Annotated in this window: 19 protein-coding genes; 10 read left to right on the forward strand and 9 right to left on the reverse strand. The window is 70.1% G+C overall.

Annotation, left to right across the window (positions count from 1 at the left end; all coding sequences use genetic code 11):
- Positions 1-54 precede the first annotated feature (54 nt).
- Positions 55-3,063 carry a fibronectin type III domain-containing protein gene (locus ACFYP0_RS29410; RefSeq protein ID WP_355498846.1) on the forward strand — a complete coding sequence of 1,003 codons (3,009 nt, stop codon included), beginning with the start codon at positions 55-57 and terminating at the stop codon, positions 3,061-3,063.
- Positions 3,064-3,287: 224 nt separating this feature from the next.
- Here ACFYP0_RS29410 and ACFYP0_RS29415 read toward each other — a convergent pair whose 3' ends face one another.
- The 4 genes from ACFYP0_RS29415 to ACFYP0_RS29430 all read right to left on the reverse strand — a co-directional run bounded on the left by ACFYP0_RS29415 (position 3,288) and on the right by ACFYP0_RS29430 (position 7,556).
- Positions 3,288-4,211, reverse strand: coding sequence for a hypothetical protein (locus ACFYP0_RS29415; protein ID WP_356980680.1), 924 nt, complete (start codon positions 4,209-4,211; stop codon positions 3,288-3,290).
- A gap of 76 nt (positions 4,212-4,287) precedes the next feature.
- Positions 4,288-4,833: a hypothetical protein gene (locus ACFYP0_RS29420; RefSeq protein WP_355498852.1), complete on the reverse strand. Its 546-nt coding sequence runs from the start codon at positions 4,831-4,833 to the stop codon at positions 4,288-4,290.
- Positions 4,834-5,105: 272 nt separating this feature from the next.
- Positions 5,106-6,128 (reverse strand): DUF4331 family protein, encoded by a 1,023-nt coding sequence (locus tag ACFYP0_RS29425; RefSeq protein ID WP_355498855.1) that lies wholly within the window; start codon positions 6,126-6,128, stop codon positions 5,106-5,108.
- Positions 6,129-6,296: 168 nt separating this feature from the next.
- A complete protein-coding gene (locus tag ACFYP0_RS29430; protein WP_355498858.1) occupies positions 6,297-7,556 on the reverse strand; it encodes a family 16 glycosylhydrolase in 1,260 nt (419 codons plus the stop codon).
- A 376-nt stretch (positions 7,557-7,932) separates the two neighbouring features.
- On the opposite strand from ACFYP0_RS29430, the gene ACFYP0_RS29435 reads away from it, so the two are divergent.
- Positions 7,933-8,331, forward strand: a complete 399-nt coding sequence (locus ACFYP0_RS29435) for a hypothetical protein (RefSeq protein WP_112638248.1) — start codon at positions 7,933-7,935, stop codon at positions 8,329-8,331.
- Positions 8,332-8,339: 8 nt separating this feature from the next.
- Here the strand turns inward: ACFYP0_RS29435 and ACFYP0_RS29440 are convergent, their stop codons facing one another.
- The 3 genes from ACFYP0_RS29440 to ACFYP0_RS29450 all read right to left on the reverse strand — a co-directional run bounded on the left by ACFYP0_RS29440 (position 8,340) and on the right by ACFYP0_RS29450 (position 12,205).
- On the reverse strand, positions 8,340-9,797 hold the full coding sequence (locus ACFYP0_RS29440; protein WP_355498861.1) for an aminotransferase class V-fold PLP-dependent enzyme: 1,458 nt from the start codon (positions 9,795-9,797) through the stop codon (positions 8,340-8,342).
- Positions 9,787-11,472: an ABC transporter ATP-binding protein/permease gene (locus ACFYP0_RS29445; protein ID WP_355498863.1), complete on the reverse strand. Its 1,686-nt coding sequence runs from the start codon at positions 11,470-11,472 to the stop codon at positions 9,787-9,789. The genes ACFYP0_RS29440 and ACFYP0_RS29445 overlap by 11 nt, the downstream gene beginning before the upstream one ends.
- A 112-nt stretch (positions 11,473-11,584) precedes the next feature.
- Positions 11,585-12,205, reverse strand: a complete 621-nt coding sequence (locus ACFYP0_RS29450; protein WP_124856297.1) for a TetR/AcrR family transcriptional regulator — start codon at positions 12,203-12,205, stop codon at positions 11,585-11,587.
- 68 nt (positions 12,206-12,273) lie between these two features.
- Between ACFYP0_RS29450 and ACFYP0_RS29455 the strand changes: the two genes are divergently transcribed.
- A complete protein-coding gene (locus ACFYP0_RS29455; RefSeq protein WP_356980676.1) occupies positions 12,274-12,990 on the forward strand; it encodes an SDR family NAD(P)-dependent oxidoreductase in 717 nt (238 codons plus the stop codon).
- Positions 12,991-13,209: 219 nt separating this feature from the next.
- On the opposite strand, the gene ACFYP0_RS29460 is transcribed toward ACFYP0_RS29455, so the two are convergent.
- A complete protein-coding gene (locus ACFYP0_RS29460) occupies positions 13,210-14,043 on the reverse strand; it encodes an alpha/beta fold hydrolase (RefSeq protein WP_356980674.1) in 834 nt (277 codons plus the stop codon).
- A complete protein-coding gene (locus ACFYP0_RS29465; protein ID WP_355006849.1) occupies positions 14,040-14,624 on the reverse strand; it encodes a TetR/AcrR family transcriptional regulator in 585 nt (194 codons plus the stop codon). Before ACFYP0_RS29465 ends, ACFYP0_RS29460 begins: the two co-directional genes overlap by 4 nt.
- A 135-nt stretch (positions 14,625-14,759) precedes the next feature.
- On the opposite strand from ACFYP0_RS29465, the gene ACFYP0_RS29470 reads away from it, so the two are divergent.
- From ACFYP0_RS29470 to ACFYP0_RS29500, 7 genes are all read left to right on the forward strand, one after another.
- Positions 14,760-15,938 carry an alcohol dehydrogenase catalytic domain-containing protein gene (locus ACFYP0_RS29470; RefSeq protein ID WP_356980672.1) on the forward strand — a complete coding sequence of 393 codons (1,179 nt, stop codon included), beginning with the start codon at positions 14,760-14,762 and terminating at the stop codon, positions 15,936-15,938.
- Positions 15,939-16,473: 535 nt separating this feature from the next.
- The gene (gene mmsA, locus ACFYP0_RS29475; protein ID WP_356980670.1) at positions 16,474-18,021 is read left to right on the forward strand and encodes a multiple monosaccharide ABC transporter ATP-binding protein; all 1,548 of its coding nucleotides are present in this window, start codon (positions 16,474-16,476) and stop codon (positions 18,019-18,021) included.
- Positions 18,018-19,316 carry a multiple monosaccharide ABC transporter permease gene (mmsB, locus tag ACFYP0_RS29480; RefSeq protein ID WP_124856285.1) on the forward strand — a complete coding sequence of 433 codons (1,299 nt, stop codon included), beginning with the start codon at positions 18,018-18,020 and terminating at the stop codon, positions 19,314-19,316. The genes mmsA and mmsB overlap by 4 nt, the downstream gene beginning before the upstream one ends.
- A 52-nt stretch (positions 19,317-19,368) precedes the next feature.
- Positions 19,369-20,472 (forward strand): substrate-binding domain-containing protein, encoded by a 1,104-nt coding sequence (locus ACFYP0_RS29485; protein WP_124856283.1) that lies wholly within the window; start codon positions 19,369-19,371, stop codon positions 20,470-20,472.
- A 111-nt stretch (positions 20,473-20,583) separates the two neighbouring features.
- On the forward strand, positions 20,584-21,846 hold the full coding sequence (locus tag ACFYP0_RS29490; protein ID WP_355498871.1) for an ROK family transcriptional regulator: 1,263 nt from the start codon (positions 20,584-20,586) through the stop codon (positions 21,844-21,846).
- Positions 21,847-22,020: 174 nt separating this feature from the next.
- Complete coding sequence (locus ACFYP0_RS29495; RefSeq protein ID WP_355498874.1) at positions 22,021-22,986, forward strand: ATP-binding cassette domain-containing protein; 966 nt, start codon at positions 22,021-22,023, stop codon at positions 22,984-22,986.
- Positions 22,983-23,813 (forward strand): ABC transporter permease, encoded by an 831-nt coding sequence (locus ACFYP0_RS29500; RefSeq protein ID WP_124856277.1) that lies wholly within the window; start codon positions 22,983-22,985, stop codon positions 23,811-23,813. Before ACFYP0_RS29495 ends, ACFYP0_RS29500 begins: the two co-directional genes overlap by 4 nt.
- Positions 23,814-23,880: the final 67 nt, after the last annotated feature.

A 23,880-nucleotide genomic window follows, 5' to 3' on the forward strand; every position in this document is an offset into this window, starting at 1 on the left:
TGTTTTGTGGGGTTATAGTCCAGTTCGGGGCTGGAGTGAAAGCTGGGAGTGGGCATGTCGTTTCGGGGCCGGCGTCGTCCGAGCAGCATCGCAGCGCTGGCGGTAGCCGTGACTGTGGGAGTTCTCGGGGTTGCGCCGCTCCCGGCGTCGGCGGCCGGTTCCGTCCTGTTCGACCAACCCTTCCACAACAACACCGCCAACGGCATCGGCCCGCTTGCGGTGCCCGCCGTGCCCGGCGCCGGCGCCACCAACGCCGCCTGCCTGAGCGCCGCAGGCAACTCCACCACCGGCCCGCTGCTCAGTTGCACCACCTCCACCGACCCGCAGGGCGCGGGCAAACTGCGCCTCACCCCCGCCACCATCAACCGGCAGGGCGGCGTGTTCGGCGCGGTGAGCGTTCCCACCTCGCAGGGCCTGCACCTCACCTTCAACACCTACCAGTACGGCGGCACGAACCCGGGCGCCGACGGCCTGGCCTTCGCCCTGGCCGCCGTGGACCCCGCCAACCCGAGGTCCCCGTCGACCCTCGGCCCATCGGGCGGCTCGCTGGGCTACTCCGCGGCGTTCAACGGCGTGTCCGCAGGTCTCTCCAACGGCTACCTGGGCGTCGGGCTCGACGTCTTCGGCAACTTCAGCAACAGCACCTACCAGGGGACCGGCTGCACCAACCCGCCGTACATCTCGACCACCGGCGGGCGGGTCCCCGGCCAGGTCGTGATCCGTGGACCAGGCGGCAACGGCGTCGGCTACTGTGCCATCGACAGCACCGCCGGAAGCACCTCGGCACCTGCCCTGCCGCTGCGGGCCAGCACCCGGGCCGCGTCCGTGGTGCCGGTCGAGGTCGTCATCAACACCACCTCGTCGCCGTACTCCACCGATACCGGTATCACCACTCCGGCCGGTCAGTACCGGGTCAGGTTCACCCCGGTCGGCGGGGCCGCCCGGACCCTGTCAGGCATGCTTCCGGTCGTGTCGCCCGGCCTGTACCCGTCGCCGACCTGGCTGAACGCCAGCGGCTACCCACGGCAGGTCGCCTTCGGCTGGGTGGGCTCGACCGGCTCGGTCACCGACTTCCACGAGGTGGACAACGCTCGGGCGGTCAGCTTCAACCCGGTGCCCGACCTGAACGTGTCACAGACCAGCTCCGTCGGCGCCTCCCCGCAGCCCGGTGACCCGGTCACCTACTCGATCACCGCCGGGGTCGATGCCGGCGCCACCGAGACGTCGCCGATCTCGGTCACCCAGACCGTTCCCGCCGGTGTCCTCCCACGCGCCGCGTACGGCTCCGGCTGGGTCTGCGCCGCACCATCCGGACAGACCGTCACCTGCACCAACAGCAACGGCCCGTTCGTCGGCGGCACCTCCCTGCCGCCCATCACCGTCGTCGCGACAGTCACCGGCACCGGTGTCACACCGACGCAGATCCAGACCACGACAGTCGCGACCTCGTCGTCGATCGACGCGAACCCGGGCCTCGCCACCAGCACCACACCTGTCGCGCCGGCCACCGCACCCAGTGGCGTCACCGTCACCCCGGCCCAGAGCTCCGTCTCCGGGGGCGTCCCGGTCACCGTCGGCGGCAGCAACCTCGCCGGCGCCACCGCGATCACCATCGGTACGGCCGCCGAACAGCAGGCCGGCACGTCCGTGCTGCTGGTGCCGTGTACCTCCGGCCCGGCCTCCGGGTGTTTCACAGTGAACCCCAACGGCACCCTCGCCATCTCCTCCATGCCCGCCCGGTCCGGCCCGGCGACGGTCACGGTCAGCGTCGTCACCCGAGGCTCGGCCGGGTCGGCGAACTTCGTCTACGCGTCCACACCGGGCACGCCCACCACCCCCACAGCGGTCGCGGGCGTCACCAGCGCCACAGTGAGCTGGACCGCGCCGGACAACAACGGCAGCCCGATCACCAGCTACCTGATCACCCCGATCCGGGACGGCGTCACCCAACCGACCCTGACCTTCGACGCCTCCACCACCAGCCGCACCCTGACCGGGCTCACCGCAGGCTCGTCGTACGCCTTCCGGGTGGCGGCGGTGAACGCGTTCGGCACCGGCGTGGCCAGCCCACCCTCGGCGGCGGTGGTCCCGTACACAGTGCCGGGAGCGCCGACGAACACCTCGGCCACCGCCGGAACCAACGCCGCCAGGGTGAGCTGGACGACCCCGGCCAACGGGGGATCGCCGATCACCGGTTACACGGTGACGCCGTATCTCGGCGCGGTGGCGCAGACACCCCGGGTCTTCAGCGGAACCGCCACGACCCAGATCGTCACGGGGCTGACCGCCGGTGCCACGTACACCTTCCGGGTGGCCGCGACGAACGCCGGCGGGACCGGCCCGCAGTCGGCCCCCTCCGGGCCGGTGACGGTCAACGCGACACCGACGCTGACCTTCCCGCCGCCCCCACCCGGCAAGGCGTACGAGCCGTACCAGTACCAGCTCACGGTGACCGGCGGCACCGGCCCGTTCACCTGGTCCGTCAGCGCCGGGAGCCTGCCCGCCGGGCTGACCCTCGACCCGGTCACCGGTCTGCTCTCCGGCACGCCCACAGTGTCCGGGACGTTCCCGTTCACCGTCCGGGTGACCGACTCGTTCAACCAGTCCGCGACCCGACCGGTCGACCTGCTCATCACCCCGCTCGGTGGACTCTCCATCAACGTCCCGGCGATCTCGGCGCTCGGCACCGTCACCTCGGGCACCACCGGCGTCTCGGGCCAACTCGGCCCGGTGACCGTCACCGACGACCGTGGCCCGTTCTCCGGCAACTGGGTCAGCGTCGTCTCCAGCACGAGCTTCACCACCGGCTCCGGCTCGGGCGGAGAGACCATCCCCAACAGCAACATCACGTACGCCTCGGGGCCTGCCCTCGCCGGCACCGGGGTCGGATCCTTCGTCCCGCAGCCCGGGGCGGTGCTGAACACCCCGCGTGTGGCCGCGGGGTGGTCCGGCCAGGCTGGAGGCCCGAACTCCGCCACCTGGAACCCCACGCTGTTTCTGACCCTCCCGTCCGGGGTGGTGGTCGGCGACTACGTGGCGGTCGTGACGCACTCCGTCATCTAGCCCCCTCCAGCCCTCGCCCTGCCGCCCCCGCCCGCACCCGCCCCCGCCCCGCCCCGCCCTCGCCCTCCCATGTCGATCATGGAGTTGTGGTGGGTGGCGAATCGGTCTTGTCGTTCTCAAGCCGGGCACCACAAGTCCATGATCGACTTGCTGGACGATGCTGCCCGGCCGTTCCGGGGAACGGCCGGGCAGGTGGTGGGTGGAGTGGGGCGGTGGGTGGGTGGTCAGGCCCACCGGGTCTGGCGCCGGCGGACGAGGTACCAGCCACCAAGGGCGACCAGCACCAGCAGGGCGATGCCGCCGACCGTGTAGACCAGCCAACTCGGCCCGCTGGACGTCGCGACCGTCATCGGCGCCGCGACGGGTAGGACGATCTTCCCGGTAGCGGTGCGTTCCACGGTGCCGCTGGCGAGCTTCGCGTGCACGTCCCAGGTCCCGGCGGGCAGGGCCTGGTTGACCTCGATCCGAACCTGACCGCTCTGGCCGGGCAGGATCGTCACGCCGTTGGTCACCTTGAACGGACCGGCCTGGACCGCCGCCTTGGTCAGCGACAGGGTGCCGGTCATGTCCAGCGCACGTTCGCCGGTATTGGTGACCTTCGCGGTGACCACGGGGAACTCCCCGGTGCCCGGCTCCGCGGCCAACCCTTCGATCCGGAAGTCCGTTGGCGGCTCACCACCGGGACCGATGTCGAGGTAGACCCGGATGCCCACCCGGTGGATCTGGGTGACGTTGCCGGTGCGCTCCTTCACGCTGGTGACCTGCGCCCAGATCGCGGCGTACCGCTCGCCCTTCGACGCCTTCTTCGGCACGGCGAGCTCGACCTCGACCGGTCGTCGCTCGCCCGGGTCCAGCCGCATCGTGGAGGTCTTCAGCCGGATCCACCCGCTCAGTTCGTTGCCGGTTCGCCCCTCGGGCACGGTGAAGGCGTTGTTCTCGACCGACGCGGCTCCGGAATAGAACTCGATTTTCTGCGCCTCGGCGGAGGTGTTCTGCACCTCGACCCGGCGGTTGATCGTTGTGCCGGGCTTCAGGTGATCCACGATGTAGACCTGGGCCCTCGGGTCCTGCACCCGGCTGGCCGGGATGTCCAGCATCCGGATGCTGATCGCGGCTTCCTCGGCTGGGTCCTGTTGCTGCTCCCGCACGGCAACGGCTGGTGCCGCCGAAACCCCGAGCGCCACGAGGGCGACCGAGGCCAGCAGCACCAGCCGGCCGAGCGGCTCAGAACACCGAATGTGTCACCGTCCCGGTGTAGACACCCTGGACGGTGCCGACGGGGATGTTCACCACCAGGGTGGGGTTCCAGGTGGCGAAGTTGTTGCCGGTGCCACCGGTGTGTGTCATCGCCGTCCGGGGGACGTTGATGATCACCTGCTGGGCCGCGGTGGGTTGGCCCGCCGTGAAGGTGCCAGTGCCGGCGGTCGCCGTAGCGGGGCCGGACCAGTACAGAACGTTGATGTTCGGGATCGTCTCCCCGGAGGAGCCGCCACCGGTGATGAAGTCGGTGGAGATGACGCTGGCCGTCCAGTTGGGGGTGAGTGAACCTCGCTGGTCCAGCACGGTGACCGGGCCGAGCAGACCGGTGACGGTCGAGCCCTCAATGCCGTGACCGATGTTGGCCGTCGCCGGCACGGTGATCGACAGGCCGCCGGCGGCGTCGACGGTGAGGGTCACGATCGTGTCACCCGTGGTGTCCGCGGCGGCCGGTCCGGCGAGCGCTACGACGGCGGCGACGCCGGCCAAGCCCGCGAGAATCTTTCTACGCATCGAGTCTCCTTTGTCCTAAAGAGCGCTGGGAAGCACTTAAGAGACTAACTACGCAAAACGCCCATTCATGCTCGAATGACGCGAGCGTCACCCGGTGGACGTTCGATGATCGTGCTCGATCCTGGATGCGGTGGCGTCGTGTTCGCGGGAGGGGCCTCTTTCCTGGATCGAGCACGATCATGGATGGCTCGCCGCGCGCGCTGGGCCCGCGCGGAAGGGCGCGCACGGCAAGGGCTCGGCGCCGTACCGGCCGCCGAGCCCTGCTAGCGGATTCAGGCCGCTACCACGTACGGGAACGTGGCGGAACGGGCGGCCTTGGTGACCTCCGAGGTGAGGCCCGCCGTGGTGCCGGTGTTGAGGACCAGGGAGAACATCACCTCGGGCACGTTGTCGGCCAGGGTGCGCCCGTTGCGGACCGCGAAGCCGAAGTTCGCGGCCGTGCCGACCTTGTACGAGAGCAGGTCGGGGTAGAGCTGCCGGGCGACGCTCCAGCCGTACGCCTGCGGGTCCGGTGCGGTGCCGTTCGCCTTGACCACCCCGGCGACCGCGTTCGCGATCTCCTCCCCGCCCTCGGCGAGGTCGTTGCTGGGGTGCCGGAAGTTGGCGGGGTCGGAGAAGTCGGTGTCGTGGGGCCAGAAGATCGGCCACATCATGGGGTGGGCGGCGCGGTTGATCTGGCGCCATCCGCCGGCGTCGGTGGCCAGCATGGTGCGACACCACACGCCGATCTCGGTGCCGTCGCGCAGCAGTGGCTCGTCGTGGGAGACCTCGAGGACGATCGACTCGACGGTGGTTCCGGCGAAGCTGTTCTTGGCCTGGTCGGCCCGCCACGCCGAGCGGTCCACCCGCGAACCGTTCTTGACCGCGCCGTTGACGGTGGCGAGTTCGTCGAGGTCGATGAAGAAGGGGTCGGTGATCCGGCCGGCCCAGATCCGGACGTTGCCGCCGGTCGTCACCTCGCCGGTTCGCCCCTCGGCGACGGGGGTGCCCATCGCGGCGTCGTCACGGGCGTCCGCTCCGGTGAGCTCGTACAACTGGAGGGCCTGCCGGGCGTCGCCGTCCGGCTCGCCGAAGGCGAACCGGTAGGTCAGGTCCTCCACCTCGGCGCCGTTGATGTGAATCTTGATCTCGTAACGCGCCTCGGCGTGGAAGCCGCGCTTGATGTCGGCCTTGGTCACCGAGCTGTTGACGTCCATGACGAACACCGTGGCGCGGTCACCGTTGAAGACGTACAGGTCGTCGATGTACAACTGGCCGCCCTGGGCGGCCAGGGGCGTATCGAGGTGGTGCGACATGAGCTCACTCCCGGAACTGCCGGATTCTTGACTAATCCGAACATAGTGGGCATGAGCCGGACCTCCCCTCCCATCGAGTCAATCCGGTTCGAGGAGGTGGGCGAGGGCTCCAACGGCGGTGGGCCGCCCGAGTTCACCTCGGACGGCCCTCGCCTTCGCTCGGGTTGATCAGATGCGAGACCACTTCTGGTTGGCGGCGCCGAGGCAGTCCCAGAGGTGCAGCTTGCCGCCGTTGTTGGGGTTGGCCTCCCGTACGTCCACGCACTTGTTGGCGTTGAGGTTGACCAGGTCGCCGGAGGCGTTGAGGGTGAAGCGTTGCGCGGTGTTGCCGTTGCAACTGACCAGGTTGACCTCGGTGCCGTTGGCGGTGCCGGCCCAGGCCGGGTCCATGCACTTGCCCATCGCGCGGACGGTCCCGTCGGAGGCGAAGGTCCAGCTCTGGGCCGCCGTGGTGTTGCAGTCCCAGATCTGGAGTTTGGCGCCCTCGACCGGGTCGGCGCCGGGGATGTCGATGCAGCGACCGCTCTGCGCGCCCCGGATCCGGTTGGTGCCGGGAGTCGGGTCGCCCCCGCCACCCGAGGTGTAGCTGGACACTCGGACGTAGTCGACGAGCATCTGCTGCGGGAACTGGGTCGAGCCGTCCGGGTAACCGGGCCAGTTACCACCGACCGCCACGTTGAGGATCATGAAGAAGGGGTGGTCGAACACCCAGCGGCTGCCGCCGAGCCGAGCGGGATCGACCCGGTGGTACTGCACCCCGTCGACGTACCAGGTGATGACGTTCGGCTCCCAGTCCACCCGGTAGGTGTGGAAGGTGTCGGCGAGCGGCGCGCCAAGGGTGCGGCTGCCCGTGATGCCGCCGCCGCCGGAGTAGCCGGGCCCGTGCACGGTGCCGTAGACGGTGTTGGGCTCCCGGCCGATGTTCTCCATGACGTCGATCTCGCCCGCGTCGGGCCACCCGCCGCCGGTGCCGAGCATCCAGAAGGCCGGCCAGATGCCCTGACCGCGCGGGATCTTGATCCGGGCCTCGAACCGCCCGTACGTCTGGGTGAAGGTGGCCGCCGTCAGCAACCGCGCCGACGTGTACTCGCAGCGCCCGTAGTGGCACTGGTAGTTGGCGGGATTGTCCCGGCGGGCGGTGATGACCAGGTTGCCCTGGCCGTCGTGGACGGCGTTGCTGGTGCTGTTCGTGTAGTACTGCCGCTCGTTGTTGCCCCAGCCGCCGCCGCCGGTGTCGAACCGCCACTTGTTCTGGTCGACGGGCGTGCCGGCGGGAGAGTTGAACTCGTCCTGCCAGCTGATGGGGCCGATGGCGGCCTCGGCCCGGTCGGGGTGCGCCGGGACGACGAGCGCCGTCGCGGTCGCGACGAGGGCGGCCGCCAGGAGTACGAGGGGGCGGAAGCGGAGGCTGGGCCGGGCTGTGAACACGGGAGGCTCCTCAGCTTGGGAGTGGTGGAGGCGGTTCGCCAGGATAGAGAGCGCTCTCTAGAGCGAAGCATGTCGATATCATGCGTTTCTGTCAAGAGTGTTTCCAGTATCACGACTGTCCGTTACCGCCCGATGCTGACCAGTGAGCGGCGGAGCGCTGACCCCGGTCGTCGCCGTTGCATCGCTCGATGCCTCCGAGATGGACGACGCGACCATCGAAGGAGTTCGGCGCGGCCGAGGGTTACTCGATAGCGGTCGAATCGACCCTTCCTATTGCCGTGGGGCGTCCACGCGGGACAGGATGACGAGGCGTGCCGGAAACTTTCCCGTAACCTGCGCGCTGCTGGTCTCTGTCACAAGGAAGTGGGAGTCAGTCATGAGCGAGGCGTCGACGGCGCTGGGTGTGCGCCTCTACCCGGATCTGGTCGAGCGGGGTGGCCTGGCCCCCGCGCTGATCGAAACCGCTGCCCGCCACGGGCTCGACATCGGCCGGGTGACCGCGCCGGAGCAGGGGCGGGCCCGGTTCACCTGCGCCGAGCTGCATTCCGACGAGGGCGTGGTCTGCGTGGGGCTGGGCTCGCAGGCCCGCTACTTCATGATTGACCTGCGCGTCTCGGGAGAGGTTCTCGCCCGCGGTGACGTCATGGACCTGGTGCAGGTCGCCCAGGTGGCCGCTGCCTGGCGGGCCGGCCTGACGTTCGCCGAGCTGACCGCCCGGTTCCCGTTCATGGAGGAGATCAAGCACCGCCCGGCGCCGGTGGCCCAGGTCAGCTAGTCGGCAGGTCAGCAGCGCAGCCGAGGCGGCAGAGGTGACTCCGCACCGGCACTCCGGTTGAGGTAGGTCGACTGGACGAAGTCGACGAGGCGCTCCGCGTCGGTCGCAATCGAGGCCAGTCCGAACGAGACGCGGACCGCGCCGCCCGTCGGTAGCCCCAGCGCGGCGAGGTACTGGTCGATCGTGTCGACCCCCGCCAACAGCCGCTGCCGCATCGACGTCCGGCTCAACCCGAACGCGCCCTCGGCCGCGCCCGGGTTACAGAAACAGCCGGTACGCAGGGAGAGCCCGGCCGTTGCCGCCTCCCGCGCCACGAGCCGTTCGTCGACCAGCGTGCCGTCCGGGTGCCGGAGGTTGAAGGTCACCGTGCCGCCGCGCCCCGCACCCGTCGTCGGCCCGTACACCTGGACCAGCGGCCCGCCGGTGTCGTGCCGCAGGGTGGCCAGCCGCTCCAGCAGCCACTCGGTGAGCAGGCCGACCCGGGCGTGGACGAGGTCCACGCCGATCGAGTCGAGCCAGCGCAACCCGAACTCCACGTCCGGGATGCTCAGGAAGTTGAGCGTGCCGTCCTCGAACGCCGACTCGTCGTCCATCGGCCGGTGCCAGTCGCCCTGCACGCTCACCGCGCGGATCGTGCCGCCGGCGAACCACGGTCGACGCAACCGGGCCAGCGCCGAACGGCGCGCCAACAGCGCGCCGACCCCGGTGGGATACCCGAAGAGCTTGTACCAGCTCAGGCAGACGAAATCCGGCCGGACGACGCCGAGGTCCAGCCGGTTCGTCGGCGCGAAGGCGGCCGCGTCGAGCAGCACGTCGTAGCCGCGCTGGTGGGCCAGCTCCACCCACCCCAGCGGGTGCTGCACCCCGGAGAAGTTGCTCTGCGCCGGATAGGCGAACAGCCCGCGCCGACCGGGCCGACCCCACCGACGGGCTCGGCTGGCGTCCAGCGCCGCGACCAGGTCCGACTCGGCGAACCGCAGCTCCGGCCCGTTCAGCGGCAGGTAGCGTACGGACGCGCGAGCCGACCGGGCGTACTCGCGGATGCCGTTGACCGAGTTGTGGTTGTCCCAGCTGAGCACGAGCGGCGCGGCCCGGCCGAAGTCGTATGCCTCGCCGACCAGCCGGCAGGCGCCGCTGGCGTTCGGGGTGAAGATGACCGCGTACTCGTCCGGGTCGGCGCGGAAGAAGTCGAGCACCGCGCGTCGTGCCGACTCCACCAACGAGCCCGCCGCCACGCTCGTGGGGTTCTCCGAGTGGGGGTTGCTGTACAGGCCGGCGAGCAACCGGTCGTGGTGGGCGCGAACCTGCGCCTGGGCGGCCACCCCGGCTCCGGCGTAGTCGAGGTACACCTGCCCGTCGGTGTCCAGGTGTCGGTACTCGCTGGCGCGCAGCTCGTCGATCCGGCCGGTGGCGGCGTATCCCGGCAACGCCGTGGGGGAGGCGGGTGGCGTCGGGTCAGGACGCACGACGGGGATCCCGTCGGAGCAGGACCGCCCAGGCCGCGCCCAGGAAGAGCAGCACGAAACCGCCGAGCACCAGCCAGTCGACCCACAGCGGCCGGGAGAAGCTGTCGCCGTACGTGGCCAGCAGCGGCGGGCCGAGTGGGGAGCCGCCGTCGCGCCAGAGCCGCTCCACCCCGGCGGTGTGCCCCAGGCCTTCGAACGCCCACCGGTTCGACATCGCGTAGCTGAGCCACTGACCGCCGGCCGCCATGGCCGGCACCGGCAGGATCGCGCCGACGAACAGCACCTGTGGGAAGCAGAGCATCGGCAGCATGAGCGTCGCCTGGGCCGCGTCGGACACGGCCGCCGAGCAGAGCAGACCGAGGGCGAGCGCCGCCGCCGAGGAGAGCAGCAGGGTCGCGTACAGGGCGGCGAAATCGGTGCCGCCGACCGGCGGTAACCGGTCCATGGCGCGCAGCACCCCGAGCAGGGCCAGGTCCACCAGGGCGAGCAGCGGCAGCAGCACCGCGACCTTCGCCAACAGGTACGGGACCAGCCGGACACCGGCGAGCCGCTCCCGGCGCAGGATCGGCAGCTCGGTGCAGATCTGGAGGAGCCCGTAGGTCAGCCCGAAGAAGAAGCCGCCGAACGCGATCCAGAACAGGATCATGACGGTCACCGTCGGGCTGGGTCTGGTCGGCTCGAACGCCCCCGGGCGGAACAGCAGTGCGAACATGCCGAGCACCATCAGCGGCGAGCCGAGCAGGATCGCAAGGGTCAGCCGGTTGCGGCCGACGATCTCCGTGTTGCGCGCGGTGAGGACCGCCCACTGGCGCAGCCGGCCGACGCGCCGGGGCGGCGTCGCGGCGACGTCAGCGTCGTCGGTGGTACGGGGTCGCTGTTCGGCCGCGCGCTGCTCGGCGAAGCGATCGGGCCACTCGGCGGGTTGCGTCGCCTCGTCGAGCCGGAGGTGGACCTCGACCAGGGACCGCAGGCCGAAGAACTCCCGGGCGGCGGCCGGGGTGCCGGTGAACGCCAGCCGGCCCTGACTGGTCAGCACGACGACCCGGTCGCAATGGTCCACGTCGGTGATCTGGTGAGTGGTCAGCACGACGGTGGCACCTGTGTCGACGAGCGCGCGGAGCACCCGGAGCAGCTCCACGGCGATCGCCGGGTCCAATCCGGAGGTGGGCTCGTCCAGGAAGAACACGCCGGGTCGGGTGAGCAGCTCGACGGCGATGCTGGCGCGCTTGCGTTCACCGCCGCTGAGTAGGCCGACCGGCGTGGCGGCCCGGTCGGTGAGTCGCAGCTCGGCGAGCACCTCCGCGACCCGGCCACTGATCTCGGCCGGCCCGGTGGTGGAGGGCAGGCGTAGTCGGGCGGCGTACCGCAGGGTGCGGGCCAGGGGCAGCTCGCGGTGGATGATGTCGTCCTGCGGAACGACACCGATGGTGCCGGCCGCGGCGCTGCCGTCGTACGTCACGGTGCCCGCCGCCGGTCGCTGTACCCCGGCGAGGATCTCCAGCAGGGTGGTCTTACCGGCGCCGCTGGCGCCGATGATCGCGACCAGCTCGCCCGGCGCGATGCTCAGGCAGATGTCGGTCAGGATCTGGCGACCGCTCCGGACGCTCTGGCCCAGCCCCTGAGCGGCGATGCCGACACCGGCACGCGGGGGAGACGTGGTCTGCTCGGTCGTCATGTCGAGTGCTCGATCCGGTCGGGGATTGGTCCGCCTGAATATCGTGCCTCGCCGATGCTACTGAGCGGCCGAGCAGTGCGCCCGGAGTGGACGGTCAGCGACCGTCGTCCGTTCAGCCAGTGGTGGTCCGCGCCTGCGCCGGCACCTGGAGGAGATCGAGGCAGTTGCGCCACAGCGTCTCCAGCTGGGTCGGATCGTTGAGCAACTTCGCGAGCAGGACCCGTCCCTCGATCTGGGCGACGATCGATCGGGCGGCCTCCCGGCTGTCGACCGCCGGGCCCGCCAGGCCGCGCTCCTTCGCCTCGACGACGACCTGCTCGATGAGGCTGATCTGCTCCTCGAAGATCTCCTGGAGCCGACCGCGGATCTCCTCGGCCTGGTTGCTGAGTTCGAGGGCGAGGTTGCCGAACAGGCAGCCCGCGACCACGCCGGCCTTCTGCTGGCCGACGCGCTGGACCTCCTCGGTGGCCTCGAACAGGTCCCGGAGCCGCTGCAGCGGGTCGCGCTCGCTGCCGAGCAACTGCTCCCACTGGCGGCGCTGGGTGACCCAGTGCTCGTCGATGACGGTGCGGGCGAGCGCCTGCTTCGACTCGAAGAAGTAGTAGAAGCTGCCCTTCGGTACGCCCGCCGCCGCGCAGATCTCGGCCACGCCGAGCGCCGTGTAGCCGCGCTGCTCGATCAGCGTGGCGGCGGCGTCGAGGATCTTGTTCTTCGCGTCACTGGTCCGACCCATGCCTCGACGATACACGACCGGTCGGCTAGTTTTTAGTAGACCAGTCGTCTAGTGAAGGTGGTTTCCTCATGAACAGCAGTCAGAGCCAGAAGGTCGTCGTGATCACCGGTGCCTCCCAGGGCATCGGTGCCGACCTCGTGACCGCCTACCGCAAGCTCGGGTACGGCGTCGTGGCGACCTCGCGCTCGATCGGCGCGTCCGACGACCCGGAGATCGTCACGGTCCGGGGCGACATCGCCGAGGCGGACACCGCCGAGCGGGTGGTGCGTGCCGCACTCGACCGCTTCGGGCGGATCGACAGCCTGGTGAACAACGCGGGCGTCTTCGTCGCCAAGCCGTTCACCGACTACACCGACGAGGACTTCGACCAGGTCACCGGGATCAACCTCGCCGGGTTCTTCCACCTCACCCAGCGCGCCATGCCGCACCTGCTGGCCAGCGGGGCCGGTCATGTCGTCAGCATCACGACGAGCTTCGTCGACCAGCCCAACTCCAACGTCCCGTCGGTGCTCGCGTCGTTGACCAAGGGCGGCCTCAGCTCGGCGACCAAGTCGCTGGCCATCGAGTACGCGGGTCGCGGTGTCCGGGTCAACGCCGTCGCACCCGGCGTCATCAAGACCCCGATGCACCCGGTCGAGACGCACCAGACGCTCGCGGGCCTGCACCCGGTGGGCCGGATGGGCGAGACCAGCGACGTCGTCGACGCCGTGGTCTACCTCGAGTCCGCACCGTTCGTCACCGGCGAGATCCTGCACGTCGACGGCGGGCAGAACGCCGGTCACTGATCCCGCCACACCGAGCAGGCCGCCCACCGATGTGTGGGGGCAGGATCCGCACCGCCGGTGCGGATCCTGCCCGACGGCGGCCGGTGCGACACCCCGCGCGGGGTACGCCTCGTGCGCCGGTGGGTCACCGGCCGCAGTCATCGAGCCCGAGCGGATGCGTTCGACGGGCTGAGGTGGTGAGGTGTCTCGGCGGTGCCGCCGGTGCCTCGGCCGGCTCGGCTAGGCGGCGGGTACCGCGGCGAAGAACTGCCGCAGCGCGTCGGCGACCAGGGTGGGTGCCGTCATGGTCACGAAGTGCGACTGACCTGGCCAGACGACGTAACGGGCCGCTGGAATCGCCCGCGCGAGGGCGTTCATCGTGGTGGGCATCGGCTCCCAGGTGTCCGCGCCGGCCAGCAGGAGAGTCGGCACGGCGATCGAGGACCACCGGGTGATGTCGGTGCTGTCCTGCGCGAGCGCCTCCAGATCGTGCAGCCAGCCGACCGCCGAGCGGCGCGCCTCGACCGGGTCGGGCACCCGATCTCCCGCGTCGGCGGCCATCGCGGCGACGATCTCGGCCGGAACCCGCGTCACATCGTTGAGGGCCGCTGCCATCGCGGCGGCGTCGTCGCGCTCGAAGGCGGCACGGTACCGGTCGAGCAGCGGCGCGACCTGCGCTCCGGCCGCGAAGAGCGGCGGCTCGAAGATCGCCAGGGAGCGTACGTCGCGCGGATCGACCACGGTGGTGTGCAACGCCAGGGTCGCTCCGTAGGACGCGCCGACGAGATGGACCGGTCGGCCCGAGGATCGCCGGGCGGCCTCGATGACGGCGAGCAGGTCGGCGGTCTCGTCCCGGAAGGACTTGGTGCCGGCCGGGACGTCGCTGGGACCGTATCCGCGCCGGGCCGGCAGCCACACCTCGTGGTCCTGGGTCAGGTGCTCCGCGACGGTGGCCCAGGAGTGCAGCCCGCCACCCGAGCCGTGCACCAGGACGACGGGGTCTCCGACGCCCAGTCGTCGTACCACCAGGTGGGTTCCGTCGGCCGACTCGACCGACTGATCGTGGCTGCTCACTGCTGCTCCTGTTTCTGGGTCGGCCAGTTGCTCAACGTGGTGTGCACCGCGTCGAGGATCGACTGCCACGACGCGTCGACAGCGCGGGGATGCCCGAAACCGTCGACCGTTTCGAGGCTCACGAAGCCGTGGAAGGTGCTGCGGACGAATCGGATGGCGTCGGTCAGGGCCGGCTCGTCGAGCCCGTACCCGCGCAGCATCGCGTAACTCAGCTCGATCAGGCGTAGGTGCCCGGCCGACCGGGTGCCGACCTCGGGCGGCAGTTGGAGCTGGGTCGCCGCGTACTGCCCCGGATGGGTGACGGCGAACGCGCGCCACGCGTCGGCGAATCCGACCAGGGCCTGGCGGCCGGCCCGCCCCGCCACCGCGATCGCCAGCGCGTCGGCGAAGGTGGCCGCCGCCCGGACCGCGACGTGCTCGATCAACGCGTCCCGGCTGCGGACGTGCACGTACAGGGCCGCGTCCGAGACCCCGAAGTGCCGGGCGACGGCGGCGACGGTCAACCGGGACAGGCCGACCGAATCCGCCAGCTCGGCAGCGGCGGCCGAGACGCGCGCGTTGGTCAGACCCTGCCGTGGCATCCCGGACCTTTGCTTCGCTAGGAAATAACTTAGGGCCCCTAAGATAGCGCCGCAGTCGGCTGCTGGGTTCGGGCAGGCATGAACTGCCCAGTCGGGGGAAGACCGGCCGTTCCACCGCCGAACAGGAGAGCCGGGATGAAAGCCGTCGTCTACACCGGCGTCCGGACGGTCGCGGTGAGGGAGGTGCCCGACGCGACGCTGGAGGCGGAGACCGACGCGCTCGTGCGGATAACCTCCACCGCCCTGTGCGGCACCGACCTGCACATGTACGACGGACGCACTAGCGCCGAGCCCGGTCTGGTGCTCGGGCACGAACCGTTGGGCGTGGTGCAGGAGGTGGGCGCCGCGGTGCAGACCGTCCGGCCGGGGACCCGGGTGGTGATCCCCACGCACCTGTTCTGCGGGACGTGTGTGATGTGTGCCCGCGGGCTCTCGGCGGCCTGCCTGCGGGCACGGGCCGCGGGGCCGGGCGCGGCGTACGGGTACGCCGGGATGGGTCCGTACCGGGGAGCGCAGGCCGACCTGCTGCGGGTGCCGTGGGCCGACGCCAACTGCGTACCCCTGCCCGGGGAGCCGGGGGACGCGTACGAGGACGACTTCGTGCTGCTGGCCGACGCGTTCGTCACCGGGTGGCACGCCGCCACCACCCTCGCCGAGGTCGGGCCCGGTGACACCGTGGCGGTGTTCGGCGCCGGCACAATCGGCCTGCTCGGCGCCTACGCGGCGCTGCTCCGAGGCGCCCGGGTCGTGTACTCCGTCGACGGCGTCGACGCCCGACTCGACAAGGCCGGTGAGATCGGGGCCGTGCCGATCGACTTCCGCCGGGGCGACCCGGTCGAGCAGATCCGGGCCGACCGGGCCCGGACCGGGCTGCCGCTCGGAGAGGAGAAACTGGGCGGTGTCGACAAGGTCATCGACGCGGTCGGGTTCCAGGCCCGCGACCGGGAGCACCCCGACCGGGAGCGCCCGAACCAGGTCATCACCGACGCGGCCCGGCTGGTCAACGCCGCCGGCGCGATCGCGGTCGCCGGTGTGTACCCGGACCGGGACCCACACCCCGGGCCCGGCGCGGATGGCCACGAGAACCTGGTCGCGCCGTGGGGAGTGCTGTTCAGCAGGGGGGTCGCGGTCCGTTTCGGTCGCACCCACGACCGCCGCTACACCGTCCTGCTGCGGGACCTGGTCGTCGCGGGCCGGGCGCGGCCCAGCGTGATCGTCACCCACCACGGCACTCTGGCCGACGCCCCCGAGTTGTATCGCCACTTCGACCGGCGGGAGCACGGTGTGATCAAGGCGGTGCTGCACCCGAGCTGACCGGCCGGGATGGCGCCGGTGTGCCGCCCACGAACCGCCCTTAACGGACGTCAGGGCACTGATCTGTCGTCCGGTGAACGCCGCTCCGCGAAGGTGGCGGTCGATGCGTCCGGCCGGCAGAGGCGTGGGTCACATCAGTTGCCCGAGACCCGTGATGCGCCTCCCGTGCGGCGTTGGGCCTCGTTGCCGATCACCGTCGTTCGATGGCACGGCGGGTGCGCTGCGTTACCGGCCGCACCCTCCCTGGCGCGTCTTGCCTGGTGGGAAAGCTGCGGGTAGCGGCGCGGGTCGATCGGCGCGTTGTCGCAGGTCGGCGTGGGTGCGGGAGCCGAAGCGGGGTGCCGGGAGGGGCTACGGTGGCCGCTGTGGCAGGCGAACACTCTGCCACATCTATATTGCCGGATTGTTACCTTTTCAACAGTCCCTCGCCTTGCGGATGGCCCTTCGGCCGCAATACGTTGCCGTCAACAACAAAACCAAGTGAAGGTTCAACCTTCCGGAGGCAACCGATGACGTTGGCGAGGTGGTACGAGCGATGAGCGACGTGCCCATCCTCCTTGAGATGCGCTCCATCACCAAGGAGTTTCCCGGAGTCAAGGCCCTCTCCGACGTCAACCTGGTGGTTCGCGCCGGCGAGATCCATGCCATCTGCGGCGAGAACGGCGCGGGCAAGTCCACCCTGATGAAGGTGCTCAGCGGGGTGTACCCGCACGGCACCTACGACGGCAAGATCATTTATCAGGGGTCGGAGAGCAAGTTCTCCGACATCCGGGCCAGTGAGAACGCCGGCATCGTGATCATCCACCAGGAGCTCGCGCTCATTCCAGGGATGTCGATCGCCGAGAACATCTTCCTCGGCAACGAACCGCGCAAGCGGGGCGCGATCGACTGGAAGGCCGCGAACCGGATGGCGCTGGACCTGATGGCCCGGGTCGGTCTGGAAGAGGACCCGGACACCCTGATCAAGGACATCGGGGTCGGCAAGCAGCAGCTCGTGGAGATCGCCAAGGCGTTCGCCAAGGACGTGAAGCTGCTGATCCTCGACGAGCCCACCGCGGCTCTCAACGAGGCCGACTCCCGTCACCTGCTGGACCTGCTTCGCGGTTTCCGCTCCCGTGGCATCACCTCGATCATGATCTCGCACAAGCTCAACGAGATCGAGGCGATCGCCGACCAGATCACCATCCTGCGCGACGGCCGGACCGTGGAGACCCTCGACGTCAAGGCGGACGGGGTCGACGAGGACCGGATCGTGCGGGGCATGGTCGGCCGCGAGCTGAGCAGCCGGTTCCCGGACCACACGCCGAAGATCGGTGAGGTCTTCTTCGAGGTCCGCAACTGGAACGTCCGGCACCCGATCTCCGCCGATCGGCAGGTCTGCAAGAACGAGAGCTTCGTGGTGCGCCGCGGGGAGATCGTCGGCTTCGCCGGCCTGATGGGTGCGGGCCGCACGGAACTCGCGATGAGTGTCTTCGGCCGCTCCTACGGGGTGTACGAGTCGGGCACGATCATCAAGGACGGCAAGGAGATCGTGCTGAAGTCGGTGGCGGACGCCATCGACAACGGGCTCGCCTACGTCAGCGAGGACCGTAAGGCGCTCGGCCTCAACCTGCTCGACGACATCAAGACGTCGACGGTGGCCGCGAAGCTGTCCAAGATCTCGCACCATGGCGTGCTGGACGAGGTCGAGGAGTACCAGGCGGCCGAGGCGTACCGCAAGGAGTTGCGGACCAAGGCGCCGACGGTCGACGAGGGCGTCTCCAAGCTCTCCGGCGGCAACCAGCAGAAGGTCGTCCTGGCCAAGTGGATGTTCAGCGACCCGGACCTGCTGATCCTCGACGAGCCGACCCGCGGTATCGACGTGGGCGCCAAGTACGAGATCTACGGCATCATCCAGCGGCTCGCCGACCAGGGGAAGGGCGTCGTCGTCATCTCCTCGGAGCTGCCTGAGCTGATCGGGCTCTGCGACCGCATCTACACCGTGTTTGAAGGTGCCATCACGGGCGAGATCGCTCGGGCGGACGCGAACCCGGAGACCCTCATGAAGCAGATGACCTCGACGAAGAAGTTGGCCACCCGATGAGCCGTATCAAGGACCTTCAGAAGAACCTGTTTGGAGGCACGACCTCCAACGCCCGCCAGTTCGGGATGATCTTCACCCTGGTGGCGATCGTCTTGATCTTCCAGATCTGGACCAATGGGCTGACGCTGCGGTCGGACAACCTGATCGCGCTGTTCCAGCAGAACTCGTACATCCTGATTCTGGCCATCGGCATGCTCATGGTGATCGTCGCCGGGCACATCGACCTCTCGGTCGGCTCGGTCGCGGCATTCACCGGCATCCTGGTCGCCAAGTCGATGACCGAGTGGGATCTGCCCTGGCCCGCCGCCATCGTGTTCGGCCTCGCCATCGGCGCGGTGATCGGCGCGTGGCAGGGCTTCTGGGTGGCGTACGTCGGGGTGCCGGCGTTCATCGTCACCCTGGCCGGCATGCTGCTGTTCCGCGGTGGCAACCAGTTCATCGGCAACGCGCAGAGCATTCCGGTGCCGGAGGGCTTCCGGGAGATCGGCTCGGGCTTCCTGCCCGAGTTCGGTCCGAACACCGGCTACAACAACGCGACGCTGCTGCTCGGTCTGGCCGCGGCGGTGGCGGTGGTGTGGCGCGAGATCCAGGCCCGCAAGACCCGTCGGGCGATGGACGCCGACCCGGTGCCGATGTGGATCTCCATCCTCCGGATGGCCGTCATGGTCGGGGTCATCGCCTTCGCGGCGCTGCGCTTCGCCAGCGGTCGCGTCGGCACCAGCTTCCCGATCTCGGGCATCATCCTGGTGGCGCTGGTCATCGCGTACTCCTTCTACACCCGCAACACGGCCGGCGGCCGGCACATCTACGCGGTGGGCGGCAACTCCCGGGCGGCCGAGCTGTCCGGCGTGAAGCTCAAGCGGGTCAACTTCTTCGTCATGATGAACATGTCCGTCCTGGCCGCGCTGGCCGGCATGATCTTCGTGGCCCGTTCGCAGGCATCTGGCCCGCAGGACGGCAACGGCTGGGAGTTGGACGCCATCGCCGCGGTCTTCATCGGCGGCGCGGCCGTCGCCGGCGGCATCGGCACCATCAGCGGCTCCATCGTCGGTGGTCTGGTCATGGCCGTGCTCAACAACGGCCTCCAGCTTCAGGGCGTGGGCACCGACAAGGTCCAGATCATCAAGGGCCTGGTCCTGCTGCTGGCGGTCGCGATCGACGTCTACAACAAGAGCCAGGGGCGGTTCTCCATCATCGGGAGCCTGATGCGGCCCTTCCGCCGCGACGACTCCGTCCCACCCGCCTCACCGCCGGACGCGGAGCGCGAGCCCGCCAAGGCAGCGGTGTCCGGCTGACGGTCACCGACCTCACCACCCTGTTACACCTCCAGAAAGGCAAGTCCTCACCATGCGTAAATTCTTCGGCACGTCGGTGGTCGCGGTCAGCGCCGCCGCCATGCTGGCCCTCGCCGGCTGCGGTTCCGGCCGCGACGGCGACAGCAGCTCCAGCGGCGACGCCGCCAAGGGCTTCGCGGCCAACTCCCTGATCGGCGTGGCCCTCCCGGCCAAGACCTCGGAGAACTGGGTCCTCGCCGGTGACCTGTTCAGCAACGGCCTCAAGGAGGCCGGTTTCCAGGCTGACGTGCAGTACGCCGGCGCGTCGACCACGGTCGCCGACCAGCAGGCCCAGATCACCGCCATGACCACCAAGGGCGCCAAGGTCATCGTCATCGGCGCGACCGACGCCGCGCAGCTGGCGACCCAGGTCGCGGCGGCGCACGCCGCCGGCGCCAAGGTGATCGCGTACGACCGGCTCATCACCAACACGCCCGACCTCGACTACTACGTCGCGTTCGACAACTTCAAGGTCGGCCAGCTCCAGGGCCAGGCCCTGCTGGACGGCATGAAGGCCAAGAAGCCGAACGGCCCGTACAACATCGAGCTGTTCTCCGGCTCGCCGGACGACAACAACGCCGGTGTCTTCTTCAACGGCGCGATGGACGTGCTCAAGCCGGAGATCGACAAGGGCAACGTCGTTGTCGCCTCGGGTCAGAAGGACGTCAAGCAGACCGCCATCCAGGGCTGGAAGGCCGAGGGTGCGCAGGCCCGCATGGACCAGCTGCTGACCTCGACCTACGGCAGCAAGGAGCTGGACGGCGTCCTCTCCCCGAACGACACCCTGGCCCGCGCGATCCTGACCTCGGTCAAGGGCGCAGGCAAGCCGGTCCCGGTCGTCACCGGCCAGGACTCCGAGGTGGAGTCGGTCAAGTCGATCGTCAAGGGCGAGCAGTACATGACGATCAACAAGGACACCCGCAACCTGGTGAAGGAGACCATCAACATGGTCAAGGCTCTCCAGGCCGGCGACAAGCCGCAGGTGAACGACACCGAGTCCTACAACAACGGCAGCAAGGTCGTCGACACGTACCTGCTTCCGCCGGTCGCCGTCACCAAGGCGAACGCGGCTGAGGCGTACGCCAACGACCCGAAGCTCGCGCCGCTCACCAAGTAATCACGCACGGTAGGCAGTAACGCCGATGGGTCCCGGGTCTCCTCTACCGGGACCCATCGTCGTCCCTGCACCCCCGCACCAACCGGCCTCGACCCGGAAGGAGGTCTGACCGTGGCGATACCAGTACGGGCCAGGCCAGCCGGCGTCGGCCGCAACGCCGAATCCCCGCTGCCGGCGGTTCCCGGCGCCAGCCAGGAGGAGATCCGGCGGCAGAACCTCGGCGCTGTGCTGCGCTACGTCCACCTGCACGGACCGACGTCCCGCGCCGAGTTGACCAGCCGGCTCGGCCTCAACCGAAGCACCATCGGCGCCCTCGCTGCCGACCTGGTCGCCAGCGGCCTGGTCACCGAGGAGGCTCCGACCACCGCCCGCCGCGCCGGCCGCCCCTCGCTGGTCGTCAGCCCTCGCTCCGACCGGGTCTACGCCCACGCGTTGAGCATCGACGCGGACCGGCTGCGTGCCGCCCGGGTCGGCCTCGGCGGGCAGATCCTCGATCTACGGGAAATCCCCCGACCCGGCGGCATGTCGGCGATCGAAGCCGTGGGGCCCCTCGCCGACCTGGTCCGCGACATGGAACGTTCGGTGGCCGGCGACGCGCTGCTTGTCGGCGGCGCCGCCGCGGTCACCGACACCACCCGCGACCCGGACGGCAGGCTCCGGATCGCCAGCATCGACGAGACGCTCGGCGCCGCGCTGGAGGCGGAGTTCAGCTCCGGCCCCGGTTTCGTGGCCGGCGACCTGGCCGACATCGCCGGCTTGGCCGAGCATGTCCGGGGCGTCGCGGTCGGCATCGACGACGTCATCTACCTGCACGGCGACCTGGGCATCAGCGCCGGCATCATCGTCGGTGGCCGACTGGTGATCGGCCACCGGGGTCACAGCGGCAAGGTCGGCCACATGGTCGTCAACCCCAACGGCCTGCCCTGCGGCTGCGGTTCACGCGGTTGCTGGGAGACCGAGATCTCCGAGGCCGCGCTGTTGCGGCACGCCGGCCGTGACCCGAGCGACCGCGCGGCGGTGGCCGAGGTGCTGCGCGCGGCGGCGGACGGCGACCCGACCGCCCGCGCGGCGGTCGAGCAGGTGGCGGACTGGCTCGGCTTCGGCGTGGCGAACCTGGTCAACGTGGTCAACCCGGACGCCGTGGTGTTCGGTGGCTCGCTGCGCGACATCTTCACCGCCGGCGCGGACGTGGTCCGGGACCGGCTCGACACCATGCCACTGCCCGCCTCCCGCGAGCACCTGAGGTTGCGCGCGGCGGCGCTCGGCCGCGACGCCGTCCTGATCGGCACCGCCGAGTTGGCGTTCGACAAACTCCTGGCCGACCCGTTGAACGTCGGCGTCGCGGGCCAGGTCGGCACCGCCGATCCCGCGTAACCGCGACTCCCCACCGGTGCCGCCTGGCTCCGGAAGTTACCTGACGTCGGCCGCGACGCTTGCCGCTGGCACCACCCTGCCCCCACTCGGTCTGGTCTTCATGGGACCTCCCGTACGCGCTATCGTACGGTGTACGGTAGCGCGGCCAGACAGTTTCGGGAGGGGAGCGCGCTGATGACAAGAGCCGACGCGATAGTGGCGCAAGGGCTGCGCAAGCGGTATCGGGACCGGTACGCGCTGGACGGGTTCGACCTGCGGGTGCCGCGGGGAACCGTGTGCGGCCTGCTGGGCCCGAACGGGGCCGGCAAGACCACCTCGGTACGGATCCTCTCCACCCTGCTCCGACTCGACGAGGGTCGTGCCGAGGTGGCCGGCTTCGACGTGACCCGCGAGCCCGACCAGGTGCGCTACCGGATCGGGTTGGTGGGGCAGCATCCCGCGCTCGACGAGGCGCTGAGCGGCCGGCAGAATCTCGTGCTCTTCGGCCGGCTGTTCCACCTGGGTCGCCGCCGGGCCCGCCAACGGGCTGTCGAGCTGCTGGAACGCTTCGGCCTTGCCGACGCCGCCGAGCAGCCGGTCAGCACGTACTCCGGCGGCATGCGCCGACGGCTCGACCTGGCGGCCGGCATGATCCTGGCCCCCGCGGTCCTCTTCCTCGACGAGCCCACCACCGGGCTGGACCCGCGTGGCCGCAACGAGGTGTGGGAGTCGGTCCGGGAGTTGGTACGCACCGGCACCACAGTGCTGCTCACCACCCAGCAACTGGACGAGGCCGACCAACTCGCCGACCGGATCTCGGTGGTCGAGGCCGGCCGGGTGATCGCCGAGGGAACTCCGGACGACCTCAAGACCCGGCTCGGCGGCGATCGGATCGAGGTGGTCGTCGCAGCGCCGACCGACCTTGCCGCCGCCGTCGCCCAGATACGCCGGGCGGCCGACGACGAACCGACTGTCGACGTGGACCGGCGGATGGTGAGCGTCCGGGTCGGTCACCAGGCCGGTGCGCTCGTCGACGTGTTGCGGGCGCTCGACGCCGTGAACGTCCCGGTGGCGGACGTCGCGCTGCGCCGCCCAACCCTGGACGACGTGTTCCTGCACCTCACCGGGCACCGGGCGGCGACCGCCGAGGTGGCGGCATGAGCGCGGTGACCGTGCCGGCCCCGCCGGTGGATCTGACGCCCGGCCGGCCCGCCCTCCTGGCCGACAGCGGCACGCTCGTCTGGCGCGGCCTGGCCCGGTGGCGACGCGATCCTGGCCCACTGATCGCCTCGCTCGGCTTCAACATCCTGATCGTGTTGATGTTCGCCTACCTGTTCGGTGGCGCGTTGCAGGTGCCCGGCGGTGGCAGCTACCGAGAGTTCCTGATGCCCGGCATGTTCGTGATGACCATGGTCTTCGGCATCAGCCTCACCACGATCGCCGTTGCCGAGGACCTGGAGCGCGGGGTGACCGACCGGCTCCGATCGATGCCCGTGTCACCGCTGGCGCCGCTGGCGGCCCGGGCGGTGGCCGACATGCTGTTCGCGGTTGTCACCCTCGGAGTCCTGCTGCTGACCGGTCTCGCAACCGGGTGGCGGGCACACGGTGGGGTCGGTGCCACGCTGGCGGCGGTGGGATTGATCCTGCTGCTGCGCTTCGCCCTGATCTGGGTCGGCATCTTCCTCGGGCTGGTCGCCCGTGGGCAGACCGCCGTGGTGGCCGTGCAGACCCTGGAGTTTCCGCTCGGCTTCCTCTCCAACGCGTTCGTCGCACCGTCCACCATGCCCGCCTGGCTCGGGGCGGTGGCCGCGTGGAACCCGCTGTCGGCGACCGTCGGCGCCACCCGTGAGCTGTTCGGCAACCCCGGTTGGGGCGGCGACTCCTGGGCGGCGCAGCACTACCCGTTGCTGGCGGTGCTCTGGCCGCTCGTCCTGGTCGCGGTCTTCCTGCCGCTCTCGGTGGCCCGGTACCGACGGCTGGCCGGCTGAGACCGCACGGACGCGGGTTTGACCCTCTGGGCCCGATCGGTGTCGGTGGTCGTCGTTAGGCTCACCG

The sequence above is a fragment of the Micromonospora arida genome (genome assembly GCF_042873195.1).
In the GTDB taxonomy this organism is placed as follows: Bacteria; Actinomycetota; Actinomycetes; order Mycobacteriales; family Micromonosporaceae; genus Micromonospora; species Micromonospora arida.